The organism is Pseudomonas sp. BR20 (genome assembly GCF_050780135.1).
Lineage (GTDB): Bacteria > Pseudomonadota > Gammaproteobacteria > Pseudomonadales > Pseudomonadaceae > Aquipseudomonas.
In genome coordinates this window covers 5,985,655-6,002,582 of record NZ_CP172012.1, presented here as the reverse complement: position 1 = coordinate 6,002,582, position 16,928 = coordinate 5,985,655, and the positions used below count along the sequence as shown (strand labels likewise).

18 protein-coding genes are annotated in these 16,928 nt (G+C 62.1%); 10 read left to right on the top strand and 8 right to left on the bottom strand.

Going from position 1 to position 16,928, the window contains the following annotated elements; translation table 11 throughout:
- The 3 genes from ACHPFG_RS27635 (at position 1) to ACHPFG_RS27625 (ending at position 4,031) form a co-directional block, all read left to right on the top strand.
- Complete coding sequence (locus ACHPFG_RS27635) at positions 1-1,656, top strand: acyl-CoA dehydrogenase family protein (protein WP_431701001.1); 1,656 nt, start codon at positions 1-3, stop codon at positions 1,654-1,656.
- 195 nt (positions 1,657-1,851) lie between these two features.
- Positions 1,852-3,324, top strand: a complete 1,473-nt coding sequence (gene amn / locus ACHPFG_RS27630) for an AMP nucleosidase (protein WP_024077553.1) — start codon at positions 1,852-1,854, stop codon at positions 3,322-3,324.
- Positions 3,325-3,395: 71 nt separating this feature from the next.
- Positions 3,396-4,031 (top strand): pseudouridine synthase, encoded by a 636-nt coding sequence (locus ACHPFG_RS27625; protein ID WP_131700118.1) that lies wholly within the window; start codon positions 3,396-3,398, stop codon positions 4,029-4,031.
- On the opposite strand, the gene ACHPFG_RS27620 is transcribed toward ACHPFG_RS27625, so the two are convergent.
- Both ACHPFG_RS27620 and ACHPFG_RS27615 read right to left on the bottom strand, forming a co-directional pair.
- Positions 4,026-4,235 carry a DUF2788 domain-containing protein gene (locus ACHPFG_RS27620; protein WP_025999909.1) on the bottom strand — a complete coding sequence of 70 codons (210 nt, stop codon included), beginning with the start codon at positions 4,233-4,235 and terminating at the stop codon, positions 4,026-4,028. The genes ACHPFG_RS27625 and ACHPFG_RS27620 overlap by 6 nt on opposite strands.
- Before the next feature lie 196 nt (positions 4,236-4,431).
- Positions 4,432-4,911, bottom strand: coding sequence for an Lrp/AsnC family transcriptional regulator (locus ACHPFG_RS27615; RefSeq protein ID WP_003194418.1), 480 nt, complete (start codon positions 4,909-4,911; stop codon positions 4,432-4,434).
- 430 nt (positions 4,912-5,341) lie between these two features.
- On the opposite strand from ACHPFG_RS27615, the gene ACHPFG_RS27610 reads away from it, so the two are divergent.
- Positions 5,342-6,400 (top strand): DUF6515 family protein, encoded by a 1,059-nt coding sequence (locus tag ACHPFG_RS27610; RefSeq protein ID WP_259244722.1) that lies wholly within the window; start codon positions 5,342-5,344, stop codon positions 6,398-6,400.
- Here the strand turns inward: ACHPFG_RS27610 and ACHPFG_RS27605 are convergent.
- On the bottom strand, positions 6,397-7,290 hold the full coding sequence (locus ACHPFG_RS27605; protein ID WP_131700120.1) for a cation diffusion facilitator family transporter: 894 nt from the start codon (positions 7,288-7,290) through the stop codon (positions 6,397-6,399). The two genes, ACHPFG_RS27610 and ACHPFG_RS27605, sit on opposite strands and share 4 nt — an antisense overlap.
- A gap of 9 nt (positions 7,291-7,299) precedes the next feature.
- Entirely contained in the window at positions 7,300-7,719 is a 420-nt protein-coding gene (locus ACHPFG_RS27600) for a polyribonucleotide nucleotidyltransferase (protein ID WP_131700121.1), read from the bottom strand.
- 110 nt (positions 7,720-7,829) lie between these two features.
- Here ACHPFG_RS27600 and hrpB point away from each other — a divergent pair, with 110 nt between their 5' ends.
- Positions 7,830-10,340, top strand: a complete 2,511-nt coding sequence (gene hrpB, locus ACHPFG_RS27595) for an ATP-dependent helicase HrpB (RefSeq protein WP_431701000.1) — start codon at positions 7,830-7,832, stop codon at positions 10,338-10,340.
- Between the two features lie 57 nt (positions 10,341-10,397).
- On the opposite strand, the gene ACHPFG_RS27590 is transcribed toward hrpB, so the two are convergent.
- Positions 10,398-11,486: an endonuclease/exonuclease/phosphatase family protein gene (locus ACHPFG_RS27590; protein WP_431700999.1), complete on the bottom strand. Its 1,089-nt coding sequence runs from the start codon at positions 11,484-11,486 to the stop codon at positions 10,398-10,400.
- Positions 11,487-11,526: 40 nt separating this feature from the next.
- The gene (locus ACHPFG_RS27585) at positions 11,527-12,186 is read right to left on the bottom strand and encodes a YciC family protein (protein ID WP_092488567.1); all 660 of its coding nucleotides are present in this window, start codon (positions 12,184-12,186) and stop codon (positions 11,527-11,529) included.
- 180 nt (positions 12,187-12,366) lie between these two features.
- Between ACHPFG_RS27585 and ACHPFG_RS27580 the strand changes: the two genes are divergently transcribed.
- The 3 genes from ACHPFG_RS27580 to ACHPFG_RS27570 all read left to right on the top strand — a co-directional run bounded on the left by ACHPFG_RS27580 (position 12,367) and on the right by ACHPFG_RS27570 (position 14,362).
- Positions 12,367-13,110: a DUF2076 domain-containing protein gene (locus tag ACHPFG_RS27580; protein WP_223013462.1), complete on the top strand. Its 744-nt coding sequence runs from the start codon at positions 12,367-12,369 to the stop codon at positions 13,108-13,110.
- A 117-nt stretch (positions 13,111-13,227) separates the two neighbouring features.
- Positions 13,228-13,704 carry an NYN domain-containing protein gene (locus tag ACHPFG_RS27575; protein WP_024077544.1) on the top strand — a complete coding sequence of 159 codons (477 nt, stop codon included), beginning with the start codon at positions 13,228-13,230 and terminating at the stop codon, positions 13,702-13,704.
- A 46-nt stretch (positions 13,705-13,750) separates the two neighbouring features.
- On the top strand, positions 13,751-14,362 hold the full coding sequence (locus ACHPFG_RS27570; RefSeq protein WP_115487532.1) for a 3'-5' exonuclease: 612 nt from the start codon (positions 13,751-13,753) through the stop codon (positions 14,360-14,362).
- A 128-nt stretch (positions 14,363-14,490) separates the two neighbouring features.
- Here the strand turns inward: ACHPFG_RS27570 and ACHPFG_RS27565 are convergent, their stop codons facing one another.
- On the bottom strand, positions 14,491-14,799 hold the full coding sequence (locus ACHPFG_RS27565) for a DUF6124 family protein (RefSeq protein ID WP_431700998.1): 309 nt from the start codon (positions 14,797-14,799) through the stop codon (positions 14,491-14,493).
- A 233-nt stretch (positions 14,800-15,032) separates the two neighbouring features.
- On the opposite strand from ACHPFG_RS27565, the gene ACHPFG_RS27560 reads away from it, so the two are divergent.
- Positions 15,033-15,290 carry an acyl carrier protein gene (locus tag ACHPFG_RS27560; RefSeq protein WP_431700997.1) on the top strand — a complete coding sequence of 86 codons (258 nt, stop codon included), beginning with the start codon at positions 15,033-15,035 and terminating at the stop codon, positions 15,288-15,290.
- Between the two features lie 86 nt (positions 15,291-15,376).
- Here ACHPFG_RS27560 and ACHPFG_RS27555 read toward each other — a convergent pair whose 3' ends face one another.
- Positions 15,377-15,838 (bottom strand): Lrp/AsnC family transcriptional regulator, encoded by a 462-nt coding sequence (locus ACHPFG_RS27555; RefSeq protein ID WP_431700996.1) that lies wholly within the window; start codon positions 15,836-15,838, stop codon positions 15,377-15,379.
- A 160-nt stretch (positions 15,839-15,998) separates the two neighbouring features.
- On the opposite strand from ACHPFG_RS27555, the gene yedA reads away from it, so the two are divergent.
- Positions 15,999-16,895 (top strand): drug/metabolite exporter YedA, encoded by an 897-nt coding sequence (yedA, locus tag ACHPFG_RS27550; RefSeq protein ID WP_431700995.1) that lies wholly within the window; start codon positions 15,999-16,001, stop codon positions 16,893-16,895.
- Positions 16,896-16,928: the final 33 nt, after the last annotated feature.

Genomic DNA, 16,928 nt, shown 5'->3' with positions numbered 1-16,928 from the left:
ATGAACCTGCATCAGTTCGCCGAAACCCACGACGTCACCAACCAGCCGCCCTCCCTGGACGGCACCAACCTGTACCGCATCGACGTGCCCCTGCAAGACTGGTCGCGGCGCTTTGGCGCCGGCTGGGCGCAGGCGCGCATCGATGCATACGGAGCGTTGGCCGGCGGGCCGCTGATGACGGCCGGGTTCCTGGCCAACCAGAACAAACCGCTGTTCAGCAGCCATGACCGGTATGGGCATCGTATCGATCTGGTGGAGTTTCACCCGGCCTACCATGAGCTGATGCGCACGGCAGTCGAGCATGGCCTGCCGTCGCTGCCGTGGGCCCATCCACAGTCTGGCGCCCATGTGGCGCGCGCAGCCATGACCTACCTGCACAGCCAGGCGGAGGCCGGCACCGGCTGCCCACTGACCATGACCTTCGCCTGTGTCCCGGCCCTGCGCTTGCAACCCGACCTGGCGCAGACCTGGCTGCCGAAAATCCTCAGCACCCAATACGACCCGCGCAATGTCGGCATTGCCCACAAGGCCGGTGTAACCATCGGCATGGCGATGACCGAGAAACAGGGCGGCACCGACGTGCGCGCCAACACCACCCGCGCCTATCCAGTGGGCGCGGGCGGGCCCGGGCAAGCCTATGAGCTGGTGGGCCACAAGTGGTTCTGCTCGGCGCCGATGTGCGATGCCTTCCTGACCCTGGCCCAGACCGACAAAGGCCTGACCTGTTTCCTGCTGCCCCGGCACCGCCCGGATGACACCCGCAACGAGTTCTACATCCAGCGCCTGAAAAACAAATTGGGTAACTGCTCCAACGCCTCCAGTGAAGTGGAGTTTCGCGGCGCCCTGGCCTGGATGATCGGCGAAGAGGGGCGAGGCGTGCCGACCATCATCGAGATGGTTGCCATGACGCGTTTCGATTGCATGGTCGGCTCCAGCGCCTTGATGCGCCAGGCGTTGACCCAGGCCAGTCATCATTGCGCCCATCGTCTGGTCGGTGGCCGCGTACTCAGCGAGCAACCTTTGATGCAAAACGTGCTGGCCGACCTGGCCCTGGAAAGCGAAGCCGCGCTGGCCTTGAGCATGCGCATGGGCTGCGCCCTGGACAACCTGGGCGATGAGCGCGAAGCCAAGTTCGCTCGGCTGGTGACGGCGGTGGGCAAGTATTGGATCTGCAAGCGCGCCCCGGCGATGATCAACGAAGCCGCCGAGTGCATGGGCGGCGCGGGCTACGTGGAGGACAGTATCCTGCCGCGCTTGTACCGTGAGGCACCGGTGAATTCGACGTGGGAAGGTTCCGGCAATGTGCAATGCCTGGATGTGCTGCGCGCACTGTCCAAGGAGCCCGGCGTGCTGGAAGCGCTGTTTGTCGAACTCGGTGACGGGCATGGTGATAAGCAACTGGCGCGGCATATCGAACACCTGAAGTCGGCGTTCATGGACACCCAGGACATCCAGTACCGCGCGCGGCAGTTGACCGAGGATATTGCCGTGGCGCTACAGGCCAAGTTGCTGCTGGAGGCCGGTCATGGGGCGGTCAGCGATGGTTTTATCGCCAGCCGTTTGGGCCAGTCGTCTGGCCGCGTCTACGGCACCTTGCCGCGTGGCGTCGATGTCGGGGCCATCGTCGCGCGCTCAAGCCCCAATGTATCTGAATAAACACGGTCCAAATGTGGGAGGGGGCTTGCTCCCGATGGCTGAGTGTCAGTCAGCCTATCTATAAACTGACCCACCGCTATCGGGAGCAAGCCCGCTCCCACCGGGATTGCAGCCATCTTGAGAGGGCACTCCAATTCAAGGTTTGCGTCTGACAGGGATACAGGCAAGATAAAGGCCTGCAAGTCAGAACACAGGATGCTTACCGTGACCGAAGCTTTTGTTGTCGTTCAAACCGCCGAAGAAGCCGTGGATCGGCTGGCGGCCCTGCATGAGCGGGCTACCGGCGCGCTCAATCAAGCCCTCAAGCAATACCTCAAGGACCGCGTCGAACCCGACGCTGAACAACGCGCGCTGTTTCGCTACCCGGAACTGCGCCTGACTTACCACTGCCACGGCGAAGTCCCACAGACTACCCGGGCGTATGCCAAGGTCCAGTTACCGGGGACCTACAGCGTTACCGTTACTCATCCGGCGGCGTTTCGTAAGTATTTGCTGGAACAACTGGTGCCGCTGATGCACGACTTCACCGTGACGGTGGAAGTGGGCGTCAGCCAGCAGAACATTCCGTACCCGTATGTGGTGGAGCAGGGCGACGAACTGGCCGGCTCCGGGGTGACCGCCGCGACCTTGGCGCGCGTGTTCCCCAGCACCGACCTGTCGGCCGCCACCGACGGCATCGCCGATGGCTTGTACGACTGGGAAAACACCGATCCGCTGCCCCTGGCGCTGTTCGATGCAGCGCGCGTGGACTTTTCCCTGCGTCGGCTGGTGCATTACACCGGCAGCGACTGGCGCCACGTGCAGCCGTGGATCCTGCTGACCAACTATCACCGCTATGTCGACCAGTTCATCCTGCATGGCCTGGAACAACTGCGCAGCGACCCGCGCTTTATCCGCATGGTGCTGCCGGGCAATGTGATCATCGACAAGAGCATGGACCACGGTGAAGCGTCGGCGATTGCCGCGGGCGTGGTGTGGCACCGCTACCAGATGCCGGCCTATCACCTGCAGGCCAGCGATGGCCACGGTGTGACCCTGGTGAACATCGGTGTCGGCCCGTCCAACGCCAAGAACATCACCGATCACCTGGCAGTGCTGCGTCCACACTGCTGGCTGATGATTGGCCACTGTGGCGGCCTGCGCCAATCCCAGACCATCGGCGACTACGTACTGGCCCACGCCTATATGCGCCGCGACGGGATTCTCGACCGCGTGGTACCGCCGAACATCCCGATCCCGGCCCTGGCTGAAGTGCAGATGGCCTTGCAGCAGGCGGCGGCGAATGTCACCGGTGAAAAAGGCGAAGAGCTGAAAAAACGCCTGCGTACCGGCACCGTGTTGACCTACGACGACCGCAACTGGGAGCTGCGCTGGGCTCAGGAACGGCCGTTGATCAACCTGTCCCGCGCCGTGGCGGTGGACATGGAAAGCGGCACCATCGCCGCCCAGGGCTACCGCTTGCGCGTACCGTACGGCACGTTGTTGTGTGTGTCGGACAAGCCGCTGCACAGCGAGATCAAGCTGCCGGGGTCGGCCAACGCGTTCTACGAACGTGCGGTCAGCCAGCACTTGAAGATCGGCATCGAGGCGGTCGACCTGTTGCGCACCGAACTCAACTCGCTGCACTCGCGCAAGCTGCGCAGCTTCGACGAGCCGCCGTTCCGCTAAGCGGTTGGGATGGTCATTTAGCGGTCAGGCCACTAGCATTGTCGGTCCTGACCGTTAGATGTTCCTTTGCCATGTCCCGTCCCACCCGTCCCGATTCACGCCGCCCCGGTGTGAAACCTCCGTATTCTGCTGCGCGCCGTGTTGCCAAGGCGCCGCCGGCCGAGCCGAAGTTGATCCTGTTCAATAAACCTTTCGATGTGCTGACCCAGTTCAGCGACGAAGGCGGGCGCGCGACGCTTAAGGACTTTATCGACATCCCCGGCATTTACCCGGCCGGTCGCCTGGACCGTGACAGCGAAGGCCTGTTGCTGCTGACCAACGATGGCCAGTTGCAGGCGCGTATTGCCGACCCCAAGCACAAGCTGGCGAAAACCTACTGGGTGCAGGTGGAAGGCGAACCCACCGAAGCATTGCTGCAACGCCTGCGCGACGGGGTAGAACTTAACGACGGCAAAACCTTGCCCGCCGAGGCCCGGCGTTTGGATGAGCCTGAGTTATGGCCGCGCAACCCGCCGGTGCGCTTTCGCAAAAACCTACCGACGTACTGGCTTGAACTGGTGATTCGAGAGGGGCGTAACCGCCAGGTGCGGCGCATGACCGCCGCCGTGGGCCTGCCGACCTTGCGTCTGGTGCGGGTGCGTATTGGCGATTGGACAATCGACGGCCTGGACCAAGGCCAATGGAAGGAAGTACCGGCGCGTTTATAAAGCGCCGGACTCGATGAGGCCGATCACCACGCTCTTGATGATGAATGCGGCCACGCCCAGGCCCAGCACGAAAAACAGGATGAACGAACCAAAGCGCCCGGCCTTGGATTTCTTCGCCAGGTCCCAGACGATAAAGCCCATGAAAATGATCAGGATAGTGACCAGGCCGGTCATCATCCATTCTTCAAACAGGGCGGGGTCAATGTTGTTCATGGGCTCTTCCAACGGGGCAGGCGGCAAGTATACGGCAGCGTCACAGGTGCAACATTGACCTGGATCGAAGTGCGTTCCAAATGTGGGAGGGGGCTTGCTCCCGATGGCGGTGTGTCAGTCAGCTAATCTGTGGCTGACACACCGTCATCGGGAGCAAGCCCCCTCCCACAGTTGACCTTCACCGATCTTAAGTACGCAGGTGGGTCAGTGGCAGCTCGGTGCTGTTCAATACCTGGTTCAGCACAAAGCTCGAGCGCACGCTGGTCACGCCTTCGATCCGAGTGAGGTGGCCCAGCAGCAGTTTCTGATAGTGGTCCATGTCCGGCACCACCACTTTCAACTGATAGTCCGCATCCATCCCGGTGACCAGGCTGCATTCCAGCACCTGGGGCAGGGTGCGGATGGCCGCTTCGAAGTTCTCGAAACGCTCGGGGGTGTGGCGGTCCATGCCGATCAGCACATAGGCGGTGAGGCTCAGGCCGAGCATCTTGCGGTCGAGCAGGGCGACCTGGCGCGCGATGTAGCCGTCGTCTTCCAACTGCTTGACCCGGCGCGAGCAGGGCGAAGGCGACAGGCCGATGCGCTCGGCCAACTCCTGGTTGGAGATCCTCGCGTCGCGCTGCAATTCCGCCAAAATACTCAGGTCGTATCGGTCAAGCTTGCTCATCGGGTTGGCCTTTGTCGTAACTATTGCGGTGAATTATCCATGAAGGGTTAAAAATTGCGCAAGCACTGTTTATTGACGCAATCTTCGCAATCATCTGTCGGGCGCGGGCCTGTATCTTTATCAACAGAATCACCGCCTGGACAACAGTCCACAGCAGCTCGCCCAATCAGGCGCGCTGCGGCCGCCACCCCAGCAGGGTTGAGCCGGCCTCCAGGCTGCACACTGTCCACAAGGCGGCGTGAGGTGAGCCAACGTCAAAAGCGTTGAGCATGGACGAAGTTCTCAAGGGGTGGCCGACGGGTCACCCCTTTTCTTTTGCCTCAAGAAAATTGTTCTTGTGACTGATAACCTGTCTCAGAACCGGACGAGGCTTTTCCAGTCTCATCTATGAGGCCGGACCTTCCAGGCCCTATCCGCAGTGAGGAATAGCATGAAGCGCATCTGGCGTATGGCAGGTGTAGGTTTGCTGATGGTCACCGTCGGCACGCAAGTGATGGCCGAAGACCCACGCCCTGAAGGGGGCGGCCAGCATGAAAGAGGGCCGGAGGGCGGTCGGCAAGGTCAAGGTAACGAACAACCGCGCCCGCAAAATAACCAACCGCGCCCGCAGCCGCAGAACAATCAACCACGGCCGGAAAACAATCAGCCGCGTCCACAGAACCCGCATTTTGATCGCGCCGAGCAACAACACGGTGGCGGGCAGTGGCAAGGTCGCCCGCAAGGTGCCGAACAGCCTCGGCCAGCCCCGCAGCCTGCGAATAACCTGCCGATCCAGGGTCGCCCCGATACCGTGCGCCAGACCCAGGAACCGCGTCAGGGTTACTACCGTGACATTCCTCGACGCAACGACGACAACCGCAATTGGGAGGCCGGTGGCCCAGGTTCGCGGCCGGGCTACAACGGGCATCCCAACGACAACCGCTGGCCAGGTCGCCCCGATGGGCATGGCAACGGCTGGGGCCCTGGCCCGCAATATCGTCCCGGTTATACCGTCGACCGCTTCCCCGACCGCAATTACCGCGTGCCGTACCGTGGCCAGGATTACTTCTTCTCCGGCGGCTACTGGTACCGCCCCCAAGGCCCGCGCTATGTGGTCGTGGCGCCGCCGTATGGTATCCGCGTGCATTACCTGCCGGACTATGCGCGCGAAGTGTGGGTAGGTGGCTCGCTGTTGTTCCTGGCCGCCGGCGCCTACTACGCCTACGAACAAAGCACCCAGCAATACGTGGTGGTGCAACCGCCGACGCAAGTGCCGGCGCCGCAGCCAGCACCGCAAGGCAATGGCTATGACGTGGTGGCCTATCCCACCAACGGGCAGTCACCGGCGCAAGTCCAGCAGGACGGTTACGACTGTTATCGCTGGGCGGTGCAACAAAGCGGCTTCGACCCGCAGGCGGTCACCTACGCCCCTGACCCGGCGGTGGTGCAAACCTACCGCCAGGCCCAGGGCAACTGCCTGAGCAGTCGCGGGTATCAGGTGCAGTACTAGGCCTTGGCGCCCGTGACCACTTCTCGCGGGTCGGCGTGCACCAGCACTTCGGCGCGCGGGTAGGCTGCGTGAATGGCATCGGCGGCCTGGTCGCTGATGCCGTGGGCCACTGACAACGTCAACTCCCCCGGCAGCTCCAGGTGCAACTGCACAAACCAGTGGTTGCCCGAGATGCGCGTGCGCAAGTCATGGGCACCCAGCACCCCCGGCACGCCTCGCGCCAGTTCCAGCATGTGCTGGCTGACGTCCGGCGGCAGTTCCTCGTCCATCAACACCGCAAAGCTTTCCTTGGCGATGTGGATCGCGCTCCACAAAATGTAGGCAGCGATGCCCAGGCCGAACCAGGCGTCGACCTGATGAAAGCCCATGCCCGCCAGCACCAGCGCCACCAGGATGCTGCCGTTGAGCAGCAAGTCTGAGCGATAGTGCAACGAGTCCGCCCGCACGGCATTGGAGCCGGTTTCGCGCACAACCCGGTGTTGCAGCATCAGCAGCGCCACGGTCAGCACCAGGGAAAACACGATCACCCCAATGCTCAGCCACGGCGCGCCGACCGGTTCCGGATGCTGCATACGCTCATACGCCTGCAAGGCGATCAACACCGCGCTGCCACCAATGAACAACGCCTGGGCCATGCCCGCCAGCGACTCTGCCTTGCCATGGCCGTAACGGTGATCGTCATCGGCCGGGCGCAGGGCGTAATGCACTGCCAGCAGGTTCAGCAGCGAGGTCACGCCATCGAGCAGTGAGTCGGTCAACCCGGCGAGCATGCTCACCGAGCCGCTGAGCCACCAGGCGATGGCCTTTGTAACGATCAGCGCACAGGCCACGCCCACCGAGGCGCGGGTGGCCAGGCGTAACAGCCGGGCGTGTTCGGGACTGCTGGTCATAAACGTTCCTTAGCCGGCGGGTTGCAGGCCCAGGGACGCGAGTTGTTGCACGCTGCCCTTGAACTGGATCATGCGCGGGTCGTCCAGCGGCAGGGTGCGGCCGGTTTCCTTCTGGATGATGCTTTGCAGCTTGGCGTTGTCGACCTTGCCGTCGGCGCCGATGGCTTCGTGGAGTTTTTCCGGGGCGACCTGGGCGGTCTTGCCGGGTTCGAAATAGATCGCGCCCGTGGCGAAGTCGACGCCGAACGCGATCAGGCCAGGGATCACGTAGAACAACAGGCCTACGGCATCGAGCACGGCAATGGTCGGGTCGATCTTGCCGTCGATCTGGCCACGGCGGTCCGGGTAGAAAATCGAACCGCAGGCCGTCAGTTGGCTCAGCAGGGTGATGGCGAGGACACCGCCGATGACACGGGAAGCGATACGCATGGAGACTCTCCTGAACACGGTTGATACGGGACTATATAGCACTGCCATTGAGACCAGCGTCGGCATCCGGCAGTTCGCCGTTATACTCGCCGCTCTGCTTTGGAGCCAGTATGAATTCGTTGCCGATCGATGATGTTTTACCCGCCCTGCGTGACGCCTTGGCGAATCGCCATGAAGCCGTGCTGGAAGCGCCGCCCGGCGCCGGTAAAACCACCCGCGTACCCTTGGCCTTGTTGAATGAGCCTTGGCTGGCCGGGCAGACCATCCTGATGCTCGAACCCCGGCGTTTGGCCGCTCGCGCCGCCGCGGAACGCTTGGCCAGCGAACTGGGGGAGAAAGTCGGTGAGACCGTCGGCTATCGCATCCGCCTCGACAGCAAAGTCGGGCCCACTACACGTATCGAAGTGGTCACCGAAGGCATCCTTACCCGCCGCCTGCAGGACGATCCGGCACTGGACGGTGTGGGCCTGCTGATCTTCGACGAATTCCACGAACGCAGCCTCGACGCCGACCTGGCACTGGCCCTGAGCCTGAACGGCCGCGATGTGTTTCGCGACGAGCAACCGCTGAAAATCCTGCTAATGTCCGCCACCCTCGAAGGCGAGCGCCTGGCCAGCCTATTGGACAACGCGCCGATCCTGCGCAGCGAGGGGCGCATGTTCCCGGTGCAGATGCGCTGGGGGCGGCCGTACCAGCCGGGTGAATTCATCGAGCCGCGCGTGGTGCAAACCATTCTGGAAGCCCTGCACGATGAAACCGGCAGCGTGCTGGTGTTCCTGCCGGGCCAGGCGGAAATTCGCCGGGTCAACCAGCAACTGGCCGACGCCCTGGGGAATAGCCCTGACGTGTTGCTCTGCCCGCTGCATGGCGAACTGGACCTCAACGCCCAGCGCGCAGCCATCGATCCTGCCCCTGCCGGTAAACGCAAAGTGGTGCTCGCCACCAACATTGCCGAGACCAGCCTGACCATCAACGGCGTGCGCGTGGTGATCGATGCCGGGTTGGCGCGGGTGCCGCGTTTCGACCCCGGCAGCGGCATGACCCGCCTCGACACCCAGCGCATCTCCCGCGCCAGCGCCACCCAGCGCGCGGGCCGGGCCGGGCGATTGGAGCCGGGGGTGTGTTACCGGTTGTGGTCCGAAGACCAGCATGAAGGGCTGGCCGCGTATGGCAGTGCGGAAATCCTTGCGGCCGACCTGGCAGGGTTGGCCTTGCAGCTGGCGCGCTGGGGCGTCACGCCCACGCAGCTCGTGTGGCTCGACGTACCACCGACCGCTGCGTATGCCCAGGCCCAGGACTTGCTGGTGCGCCTCGGGGCTTTGAATGAAGAAAGACTCACGGCTCATGGCCAGAAGATGGCCGAGTTGCCGGCCCATCCACGCATCGCCCATTTACTGCTGCGCGGCCAGGACCTGGGGCTTGCGGCCACCGCCTGTGATGTCGCTGCACTGTTGGGCGAGCGCGATATTTTGCGCGGTGGCGGCGCGGATCTGCACAGCCGCCTGGCGCTGATGTCCGGCGAAGAGCGTGCGCGCGGTACTCAAGGTGGCGTGCAGCGCGCCAAGCAACTGGCGCGGCAATACCGTGGCTATTTAAGAGGCCAGGCGACTCAGCCGGTGGCCGACCCCGACCACCCGCGCTGGCTCGGTGCGTTGCTGGCGCTGGCCTACCCGGACCGTGTCGCCCAGCAACGCCGCCCCGGTGGTGCCGAATACCGTTTGGCCAACGGCCGCGCCGCGCTGTTCGCCGAGGCCGACAGCCTGATGAAACAACCTTGGCTGGTGATCGCCGACCTCGGCAGCCGCCAGGGCCAGCGCGAAGAACGCATCTACCTCGCGGCAGATTTTGACCCGACGCTGTTCGACACGGTCCTCGCCGAGCAAGTGTGCAACGTCGACCAACTGGACTGGGACGAGCGCGAAGGCGTGCTGCGCGCCGAACGCCAGCGCAAAGTCGGCGAGTTGGTGCTCAGCCGCGAACCGCTCACCGGTCTCGACGAATCCGCACGCAGCCAGGCGCTGGTTAACCTGGTGCGGCGCAAGGGTCTGGAGCTGCTGCCCTGGACCCCTGAACTGCGCCAATGGCAATCCCGCGTCCTGCTGCTGCGCCAGTTGGACGCGGGCAAAACCAGCGAATGGCCCGATGTCAGCGACCGCGCCTTGCTCGCCGGCCTGGAGCATTGGCTGATGCCCTACCTGGGCAAAGTCTCGCGCCTGAGCCATTTCGCCAACCTGGATATTTCCAGCTACCTGCACAACCTGTTGCCCTGGCCGCTGCCCCAACGCTTGGACGAACTGGCGCCGCAGCATGTGAAAGTGCCGTCTGGCTCATCGGTGCGTTTGGACTACAGCGAACATCCGCCGATCCTGGCGGTGCGCTTGCAGGAACTGTTCGGCCTGGCCGACACCCCGCGCATTGCCGGCGGGCGCCAGGTGGTGAAGTTGCACCTATTGTCGCCGGCGCGGCGGCCGGTGCAGGTGACGCAGGATCTGGCGAACTTCTGGCGCAGTACCTATGCCGAAGTGAAGAAGGATCTGAAGGGCAGGTATCCCAAGCATTACTGGCCGGATGATCCGCTGATAGCCGAGCCGACCGCGCGGATCAAACCCCGAAAGTCGTAACGCTAAGGATCCCAATGTGGGAGGGGGCTTGCTCCCACATTAATCTTGTTGTGTGGGTTATTGCGCGGCGGGCAGCAGGAAGCGTGCAATCACCGGCAAATGGTTGGAAATACGCAACGTATCCTCCTGCCTAACCTTGGCCTCCACCCGCTTGATTCGCGGGCTGTAGAACAGGTAATCCAGGGTGCGATCCGGGCCGTCGATGCTCGGGTCATTGGGGAAATGCGTCAGCCATTTCTCACGATCAATCCCGCTGGATTGGCTGTTGCTCGGGATCATTGGGTACTTGTCCCACAGTAAATGCAGCTCACTGTCCGGCGAATACTGCCCGCGCTTGCCTGCATCCAAACGCAGGAACTGCCCCAGGGGCAGCAGGTTGAAATCACCGCCGATCAGCCAGGGCGTGCCACGGCCTTCGAATTTATCCAGCAGCTTCACTGTCGTTTGCACCTGCTCCTGCACCGCACTGCGCCCTGGTGCATCACCGTCCAGGCGGGTGTTGAGCACGGCCAGTTGGCCGCCATCGCTCAGTGGCAGGTAGGTCAACAGCAAGGCCGGCTTGGGTTGGAACTGGCGGCTGATGATATTGGCCTCGGGCGCCGGTAATTGCAGGCGCTCGGCGTGTTCGATCTGGTAGCGGCTCAGGGTCGCCAGCTTGCGGCCCACGCTGCCGAAGATATGCCGGTCGGGTACGAAGTCGGCTTTCCAGTCGAACGCCTGGGCGCTGCACGGGTAGAGGTCGACCAGGCGCTCCTGCAAAAGCGCTAGCTGGTCCTGATAGTGGGAAGGCTTGGCGTTCTCGTCGAGTTCCTGCAACAGCAGGATGTCGGGCTGTTCGTCACGAATCACCCGCGCCACTTCGTCGAGGCTGACGGCCATGTCTTCGACGGTAGGTCGTTCGTCCGGGCCGCTGCCGTCGGCGGTGTCGTACCAGAACACGTAGTTCTTGCCCGCCAGGTATTGCACGTTCCAGGTCATGACCTTGAGCGCCTGCCCGGGCAACAGGGTTGGCGCACGGGGCGCGACGCAGCTGACGGGCAGGGTTTCCTTGGCGGCGGGGCGCCAGGTCAGGCTGTAGATCAGGGCCGTCAGCGGGCCCGCAACGATCAGCAGGCCCAGCAGGGTGATGCGCAATAAACGGGTCATCGGCTCGGCTTATAGCGTTTCAGGAGTGGCGTGGAGCATATCACCGCGCGTCGGCATCGCCACCGATCAGCATGAATAAACGGAACAGGACTACGCTGGTAAACAGTTGCAGGAAGCTGTGGGCGCTGTCCATCAGCAGCCCCAGCAACGGCGCGGGGTTGGGATAGGCCGCGACGCTGGCGCCTTTGAGCAACCACAGCGGTGTCATCACACACAACAGGCACACCAGGATTCGCCAGAAATGCCCACGGGTCAGGCGCAGACTTTCCTTCATCGCCTCCAGCGCCGACATGCCGCGCAGCACCAGCAGGTACTCGGCGAACGCCAGCACCACCATCAGCCACAGGCCCGGCAGGAAATACAGCGACAGGCCCAGCAAAATCAGCAAGGTACTCATGGCGGTCAGCAGGGCGAAGCGCGGCCACAGGGTCAGGGCCATGGCCCAGATGTCCTTGGTGCGCGGCGACTCGCCACGGGTGCGGGCGTCGAGAAACAGGATCAAGGCACCGGTGTACAGCGGGTACACCAGCAAGCCCACCACCACGCTGTAGCCGGGGAACGCATCCGCGCCGAGCGTGTGGTCGAGCAGCTGCTGCAGCAGGGCTTCGAGGATCACCAATGGCAGGCACAGTTGGACGATTGCGCCCAGGTTGCCTCGGGTAAAACGGAAGGAGTCGCGCAATACGTCTAACGGATTCATCGGGGTCATCGCAGGCCTGAAAGCAAGGGCAACACTTTAACCGATCATGGCCAGCGGTAAGCAAACGTAAACCTTGAGTAAAGACCATTGAAACAACTCGTAACACCCCCATAACTAGAACGCACCTGGCCTGATCACAGGCAGGACCACGATTTTTACCGGCAATCTAACGAGGTCGCCATGAACAGCGAAGAGCAAACCCTGATCGATGGACTGTTTTCACGGTTGCAACAAGCCGAAACGGACTCAGCCCCCCGCGACGCCCAGGCCGAAGCGCGGATCAAGGAGCACATGACTCGCCAACCGGCCGCCGGGTACTACATGACCCAGTCGATCCTGGTGCAGGAACACGCGCTCAAGAGTCTCGACGCGCAGAACAAGCAACAGGCGCAGCAGATCCAGCAATTGCAGGATGAGTTGCAGCGGGCCAAGTCCGCACAACCGGCCCCGGCGAGCAGCGGTGGTTTCCTGTCGAGCATTTTTGGCGGCGGTTCCCGTGACCCGCAACCGGCCCAGAGCGCTCCGGCCTCGTCGGGCGGTGGCTGGCGTGAACCGGCGCGGCCGTCCTTTGGCCAGCCAGCGCCGCAACAGAACTATCAACAGCCACAACAACCTGCCGCCGCCCCCATTGGCAGCGGGTTCCTCGGTGGCGCGATGAAAACCGCCGCGGGCGTGGCCGGTGGTGTGTTGCTGGCCGAAGGCATCAGCAGCCTGTTCAGCCACAACTCGCAACAGCCGCAGGTCGTGGAAGAAATCATCCGTGAAGAGCCGGCGCCCGCCAGTGACAACGGCAACTGGGGCAACGATGACCAGAAGTTCGCCGGCAATGACAGCTGGGGCAGCGACAACGCCTCCGACAGCTTTGCCGATAGCGACTATTCCGACGATTCTTCCTCCTTCGGCGACGACGATTCCTTCGTCTGACACTCCCGGTCCGGGGCGCTGAGCCGCCCCGGTCTGATTTTTCCCGGAAACGTTCTCGCGGCTGGCATACTGGCACCCTTTCCGGGCCCTGGCGCCTGGCTGTCATGAGGAAGTGCGGTGAAGAAAATTGCAGTGTTCGCCGATGTACAAAACCTCTACTACACCGTCCGCCAGGCCTATGGCTGCCATTTCAACTATGCCGCCCTGTGGGCTGATATCAGTTCACGGGGGCAGATCGTCGAGGCCTATGCGTATGCCATCGACCGCGGTGACAGCAAGCAACAGCAGTTCCAGCAGATCCTGCGCAACCTCGGGTTCACGGTAAAGCTCAAGCCGTATATCCAGCGCAGCGACGGCTCGGCCAAGGGCGACTGGGACGTGGGCATCACCATCGACATCATGGACGCCGCCGACCACGTCGACGAAATTGTGCTGGCCTCGGGTGACGGCGACTTCGACATGCTGCTCGACCGCATCATCCACAAGCACGGCGTCGAAGCCGTGGCCTACGGCGTACCGGGGCTGACGGCCAACTCACTGATACGTGCCGCAAGCCGCTACGTGCCGATCGAAGGCGCGTTGTTGCTTAAATAAGCGCTGCGGCTCAAAAAATAAATGGTTAGACGGAGTTGGAACAGGTTTGGAACGTATAGCGGTCATCGACTTTGAAACCACCGGCATCACCCCGAGCAGCCATTGCCGGGCCACGGAAATCGCGGTGGTTATCCTCGAACGCGGCCAGATTGTGGACCGCTACCAGAGCCTGATGAACGCAGGCGTGCGCGTGCCGGGCTTTATCGAGCAACTCACCGGCATCAGCAACGCCATGCTGCGCAGCGCCCCGCCGGCCGAGCGGGTGATGAACGAAGTCAACGAATTCGTCGGCACCACGCCGCTGATGGCGCACAACGCTGCGTTCGACCAGAAATTCTGGGATTTCGAACTCGGCCTGATCCGCCGCACCCGCCTGCAAAAATTCGCCTGCTCCCTGCTGCTGGCCCGCCGCCTGATGCCGGCGGCGCCCAACCACAAGCTCGGCACCCTCAACACCTACGCCCAACTGCCCCACACCGGCCAGGCTCACCGAGCGCTGGCGGATGCGGAAATGGCCGCCAACCTCACGGCGCACCTGGCCCAGGAACTGCGGCGTACCCACGGCTTGCGCGAACTGTCCCACGACCTGCTGTGCACCCTGCAGAAGGTGCCAGCGGCGAAGATCAATGAGCATCTGAAGAAGCATCGCGGGTTCTGATAGAACAACGCCGTTCAAAAAAATGTGGGAGGGTGCTTGCTCCCGATTGCAGTGTGTCAGCCAGTACATCTGGTGACTGACACTCAGCTATCGGGAGCAAGCCCCCTCCCACATTGGTTATCTGTCGTTCATCGAGGCTGCACACACTCCAACGCCCGATCCACCACCCCCTTCGCCATCTCCACCAAATGCATCACCGCCCGCTGCTGCACATCCATCGCCTCACCCGACGAGTGCGCAGTGCCCACCGCGCAATGCAGCAAATCCGCCGCATTGGCGAGGGCGTCCTCGAGGCTCAGGTTGTCATTCAGAATGAAGGGCGGGGCATCCGGGGCGCAGGCTTTGAGGTAGTAGTCGATGGCTCGGCGATTGAGCAGGGCGTCTTCGCTGAGGAACTTTGACTGAGTGTCGGTTGATGCGGAAGTTGCTTTGACCATGTTGAGAACTCCAAGATATTTGACTCGCTCCTTCCGTCAATTTCGGCTTGCACTTCCGGTCATCGAAGGGCCGATGACGCGGGCCAGATTAGTCGTGCAGCCTGGACGGAGCAAGGGATCAACACTCGCTCGGAAATTTCCCTCATATGAATGGGACCGATCTTGCTGGCAATTGAAAACCGCCCTCTGGTATCTGTTCAGTTATTCGGGACGAAGAAAAGGACGCTGACTAAATGAGAGCCGAGATCAGCGAAAAGGTGATTCAGCTATTCGTCGATATCATCGGTTTCATCGACCGAAGTCAGGTCACGGAGCAAACGGACTTCATCCATGACTTCAAGATTATTGATGATGATTTGACCTGCTTTGTCATGCAGATCAAGTGGCAATTCAACTTGCAAGCGACGCAGGAAGATTGGGATCACATCACTACCATCAAGCAGATAGTTGACTTGATTGTTGAACGCTCGAATTTGCAGTGCAGCCACTGACGCCATCGGGAGCAAGCCCCCTCCCACATTTTGAATGTATTCACACATCAAACTGTGGGAGGGGGCTTGCTCCCGATGGTGGTAGATCAGCCACCATTTTTGCCATTGGTTTCCAACTGCCCCAACGGCACCCGCCGCTCTATCGCGCTCGACAAAATAATCGAGGTCTTGCTGAACCCGAACTTCGCCAGCCGATTGATCAGATTCTCCAATTCCGGCATCGAGCCCACGGCCGCTTGCATGATCACGCACGGATCGCCCGTGACCCGGTGGCATTCGGTCAGTTCCGGGATTTCGGCCAAGGCGTCATAGACCTTCTGGCTGCCGTGGTTGGTCAGCCGCAGTTCAATCACGCACTGAATCGGCAGGCCCACCTTCGAAAAATCCACCTTGGCCTGGTACCCGGTGATCACTCCACTGGCTTCCAGCTTGGCCACGCGTTCGGCCACGGCGGGGGCGGAGAGGTTTACCGTGCGGGCCAGTTGCGCGTAGGAGGCGCGGCCGTCTTCGAGCAGGGCGCTGAGGAGCATGCGGTCGTATTTGTCCATATAAGGCTCCAGTTGCGCGTGGCTTTCGAAAGCACGGGTTATAGCCCTGATAACCATGCTTTGAAAAGTGTATGGGCGGTTTAAACAGGTTTTGTAACTTATGTTTAATAACCTGCTTTTTTAGAATAAACCTCTCTTATATCTGCCTTCGAGCCGCCCAATGCCTGGCCCACGTCGCTTTCCTTTACCGTTGATCGCCGCCTTTTTTGCGCTGTATGTCATCTGGGGGTCTACCTACCTGGTGATTCGCATCGGCGTTGAATACTGGCCGCCGCTGATGCTGGGCGGGATTCGTTTTTTGCTGGCCGGTGCGGCGATGTATGGCTTTTTGCGTTGGCGCGGGGCGCCGGCGCCGACCTGGGAGCAGTGGAAGGCCGCTGCCAAGATCGGCATTTTGCTGCTGACCTTCGGTAATGGCGCAGTGAGTGTGGCCGAGCACACCGGGGTGTCGTCCGGCGTGGCGGCGCTGGCGGTGGCGACCGTGCCGTTGTTCACCTTGCTGTGTGGTTATTTCTGGGGCGCGCGCAATACCCGGCTGGAATGGGCCGGGGTGATTCTGGGCATGATCGGTATCGCCATGCTCAACATGGGCAGCACATTGCAGTCGAGCCCCATGGGCGCGGCCTTATTGCTGTTTGCGGCGGCGTCGTGGGCATTTGGTTCGGTGTGGAGTCGGCGCCTGCCGTTGCCGCCGGGCGCCATGGCCAGTGCTGCAGAAATGCTGGTGGCCGGTGTGACGCTGTTGATCGCCAGCGTGCTCACCGGTGAACACTTGAAGGCCGTGCCGCCGTTGGAAGGCTGGCTGGCCTTGGCCTACCTGACGGTGTTCGGCTCGATCATCGCCTTCAACGCCTATATGTACCTGCTCAAGCATGTACGCCCGGCGGCCGCGACCAGCTATGCCTATGTGAACCCGGCGGTGGCGGTGTTACTGGGGATTGTGTTCGTGGGTGAATCCATCGGCCTGGAAGAGGGTTTGGCCATGCTGGTGATTATCAGCGCCGTGCTGTTGATCAGTCTGCCCCAGTGGCGAAAGCCCAAGCCGGAAATAAGGTAAACTGCCGCGCATTACGCCCTTGCGCTGAATTTT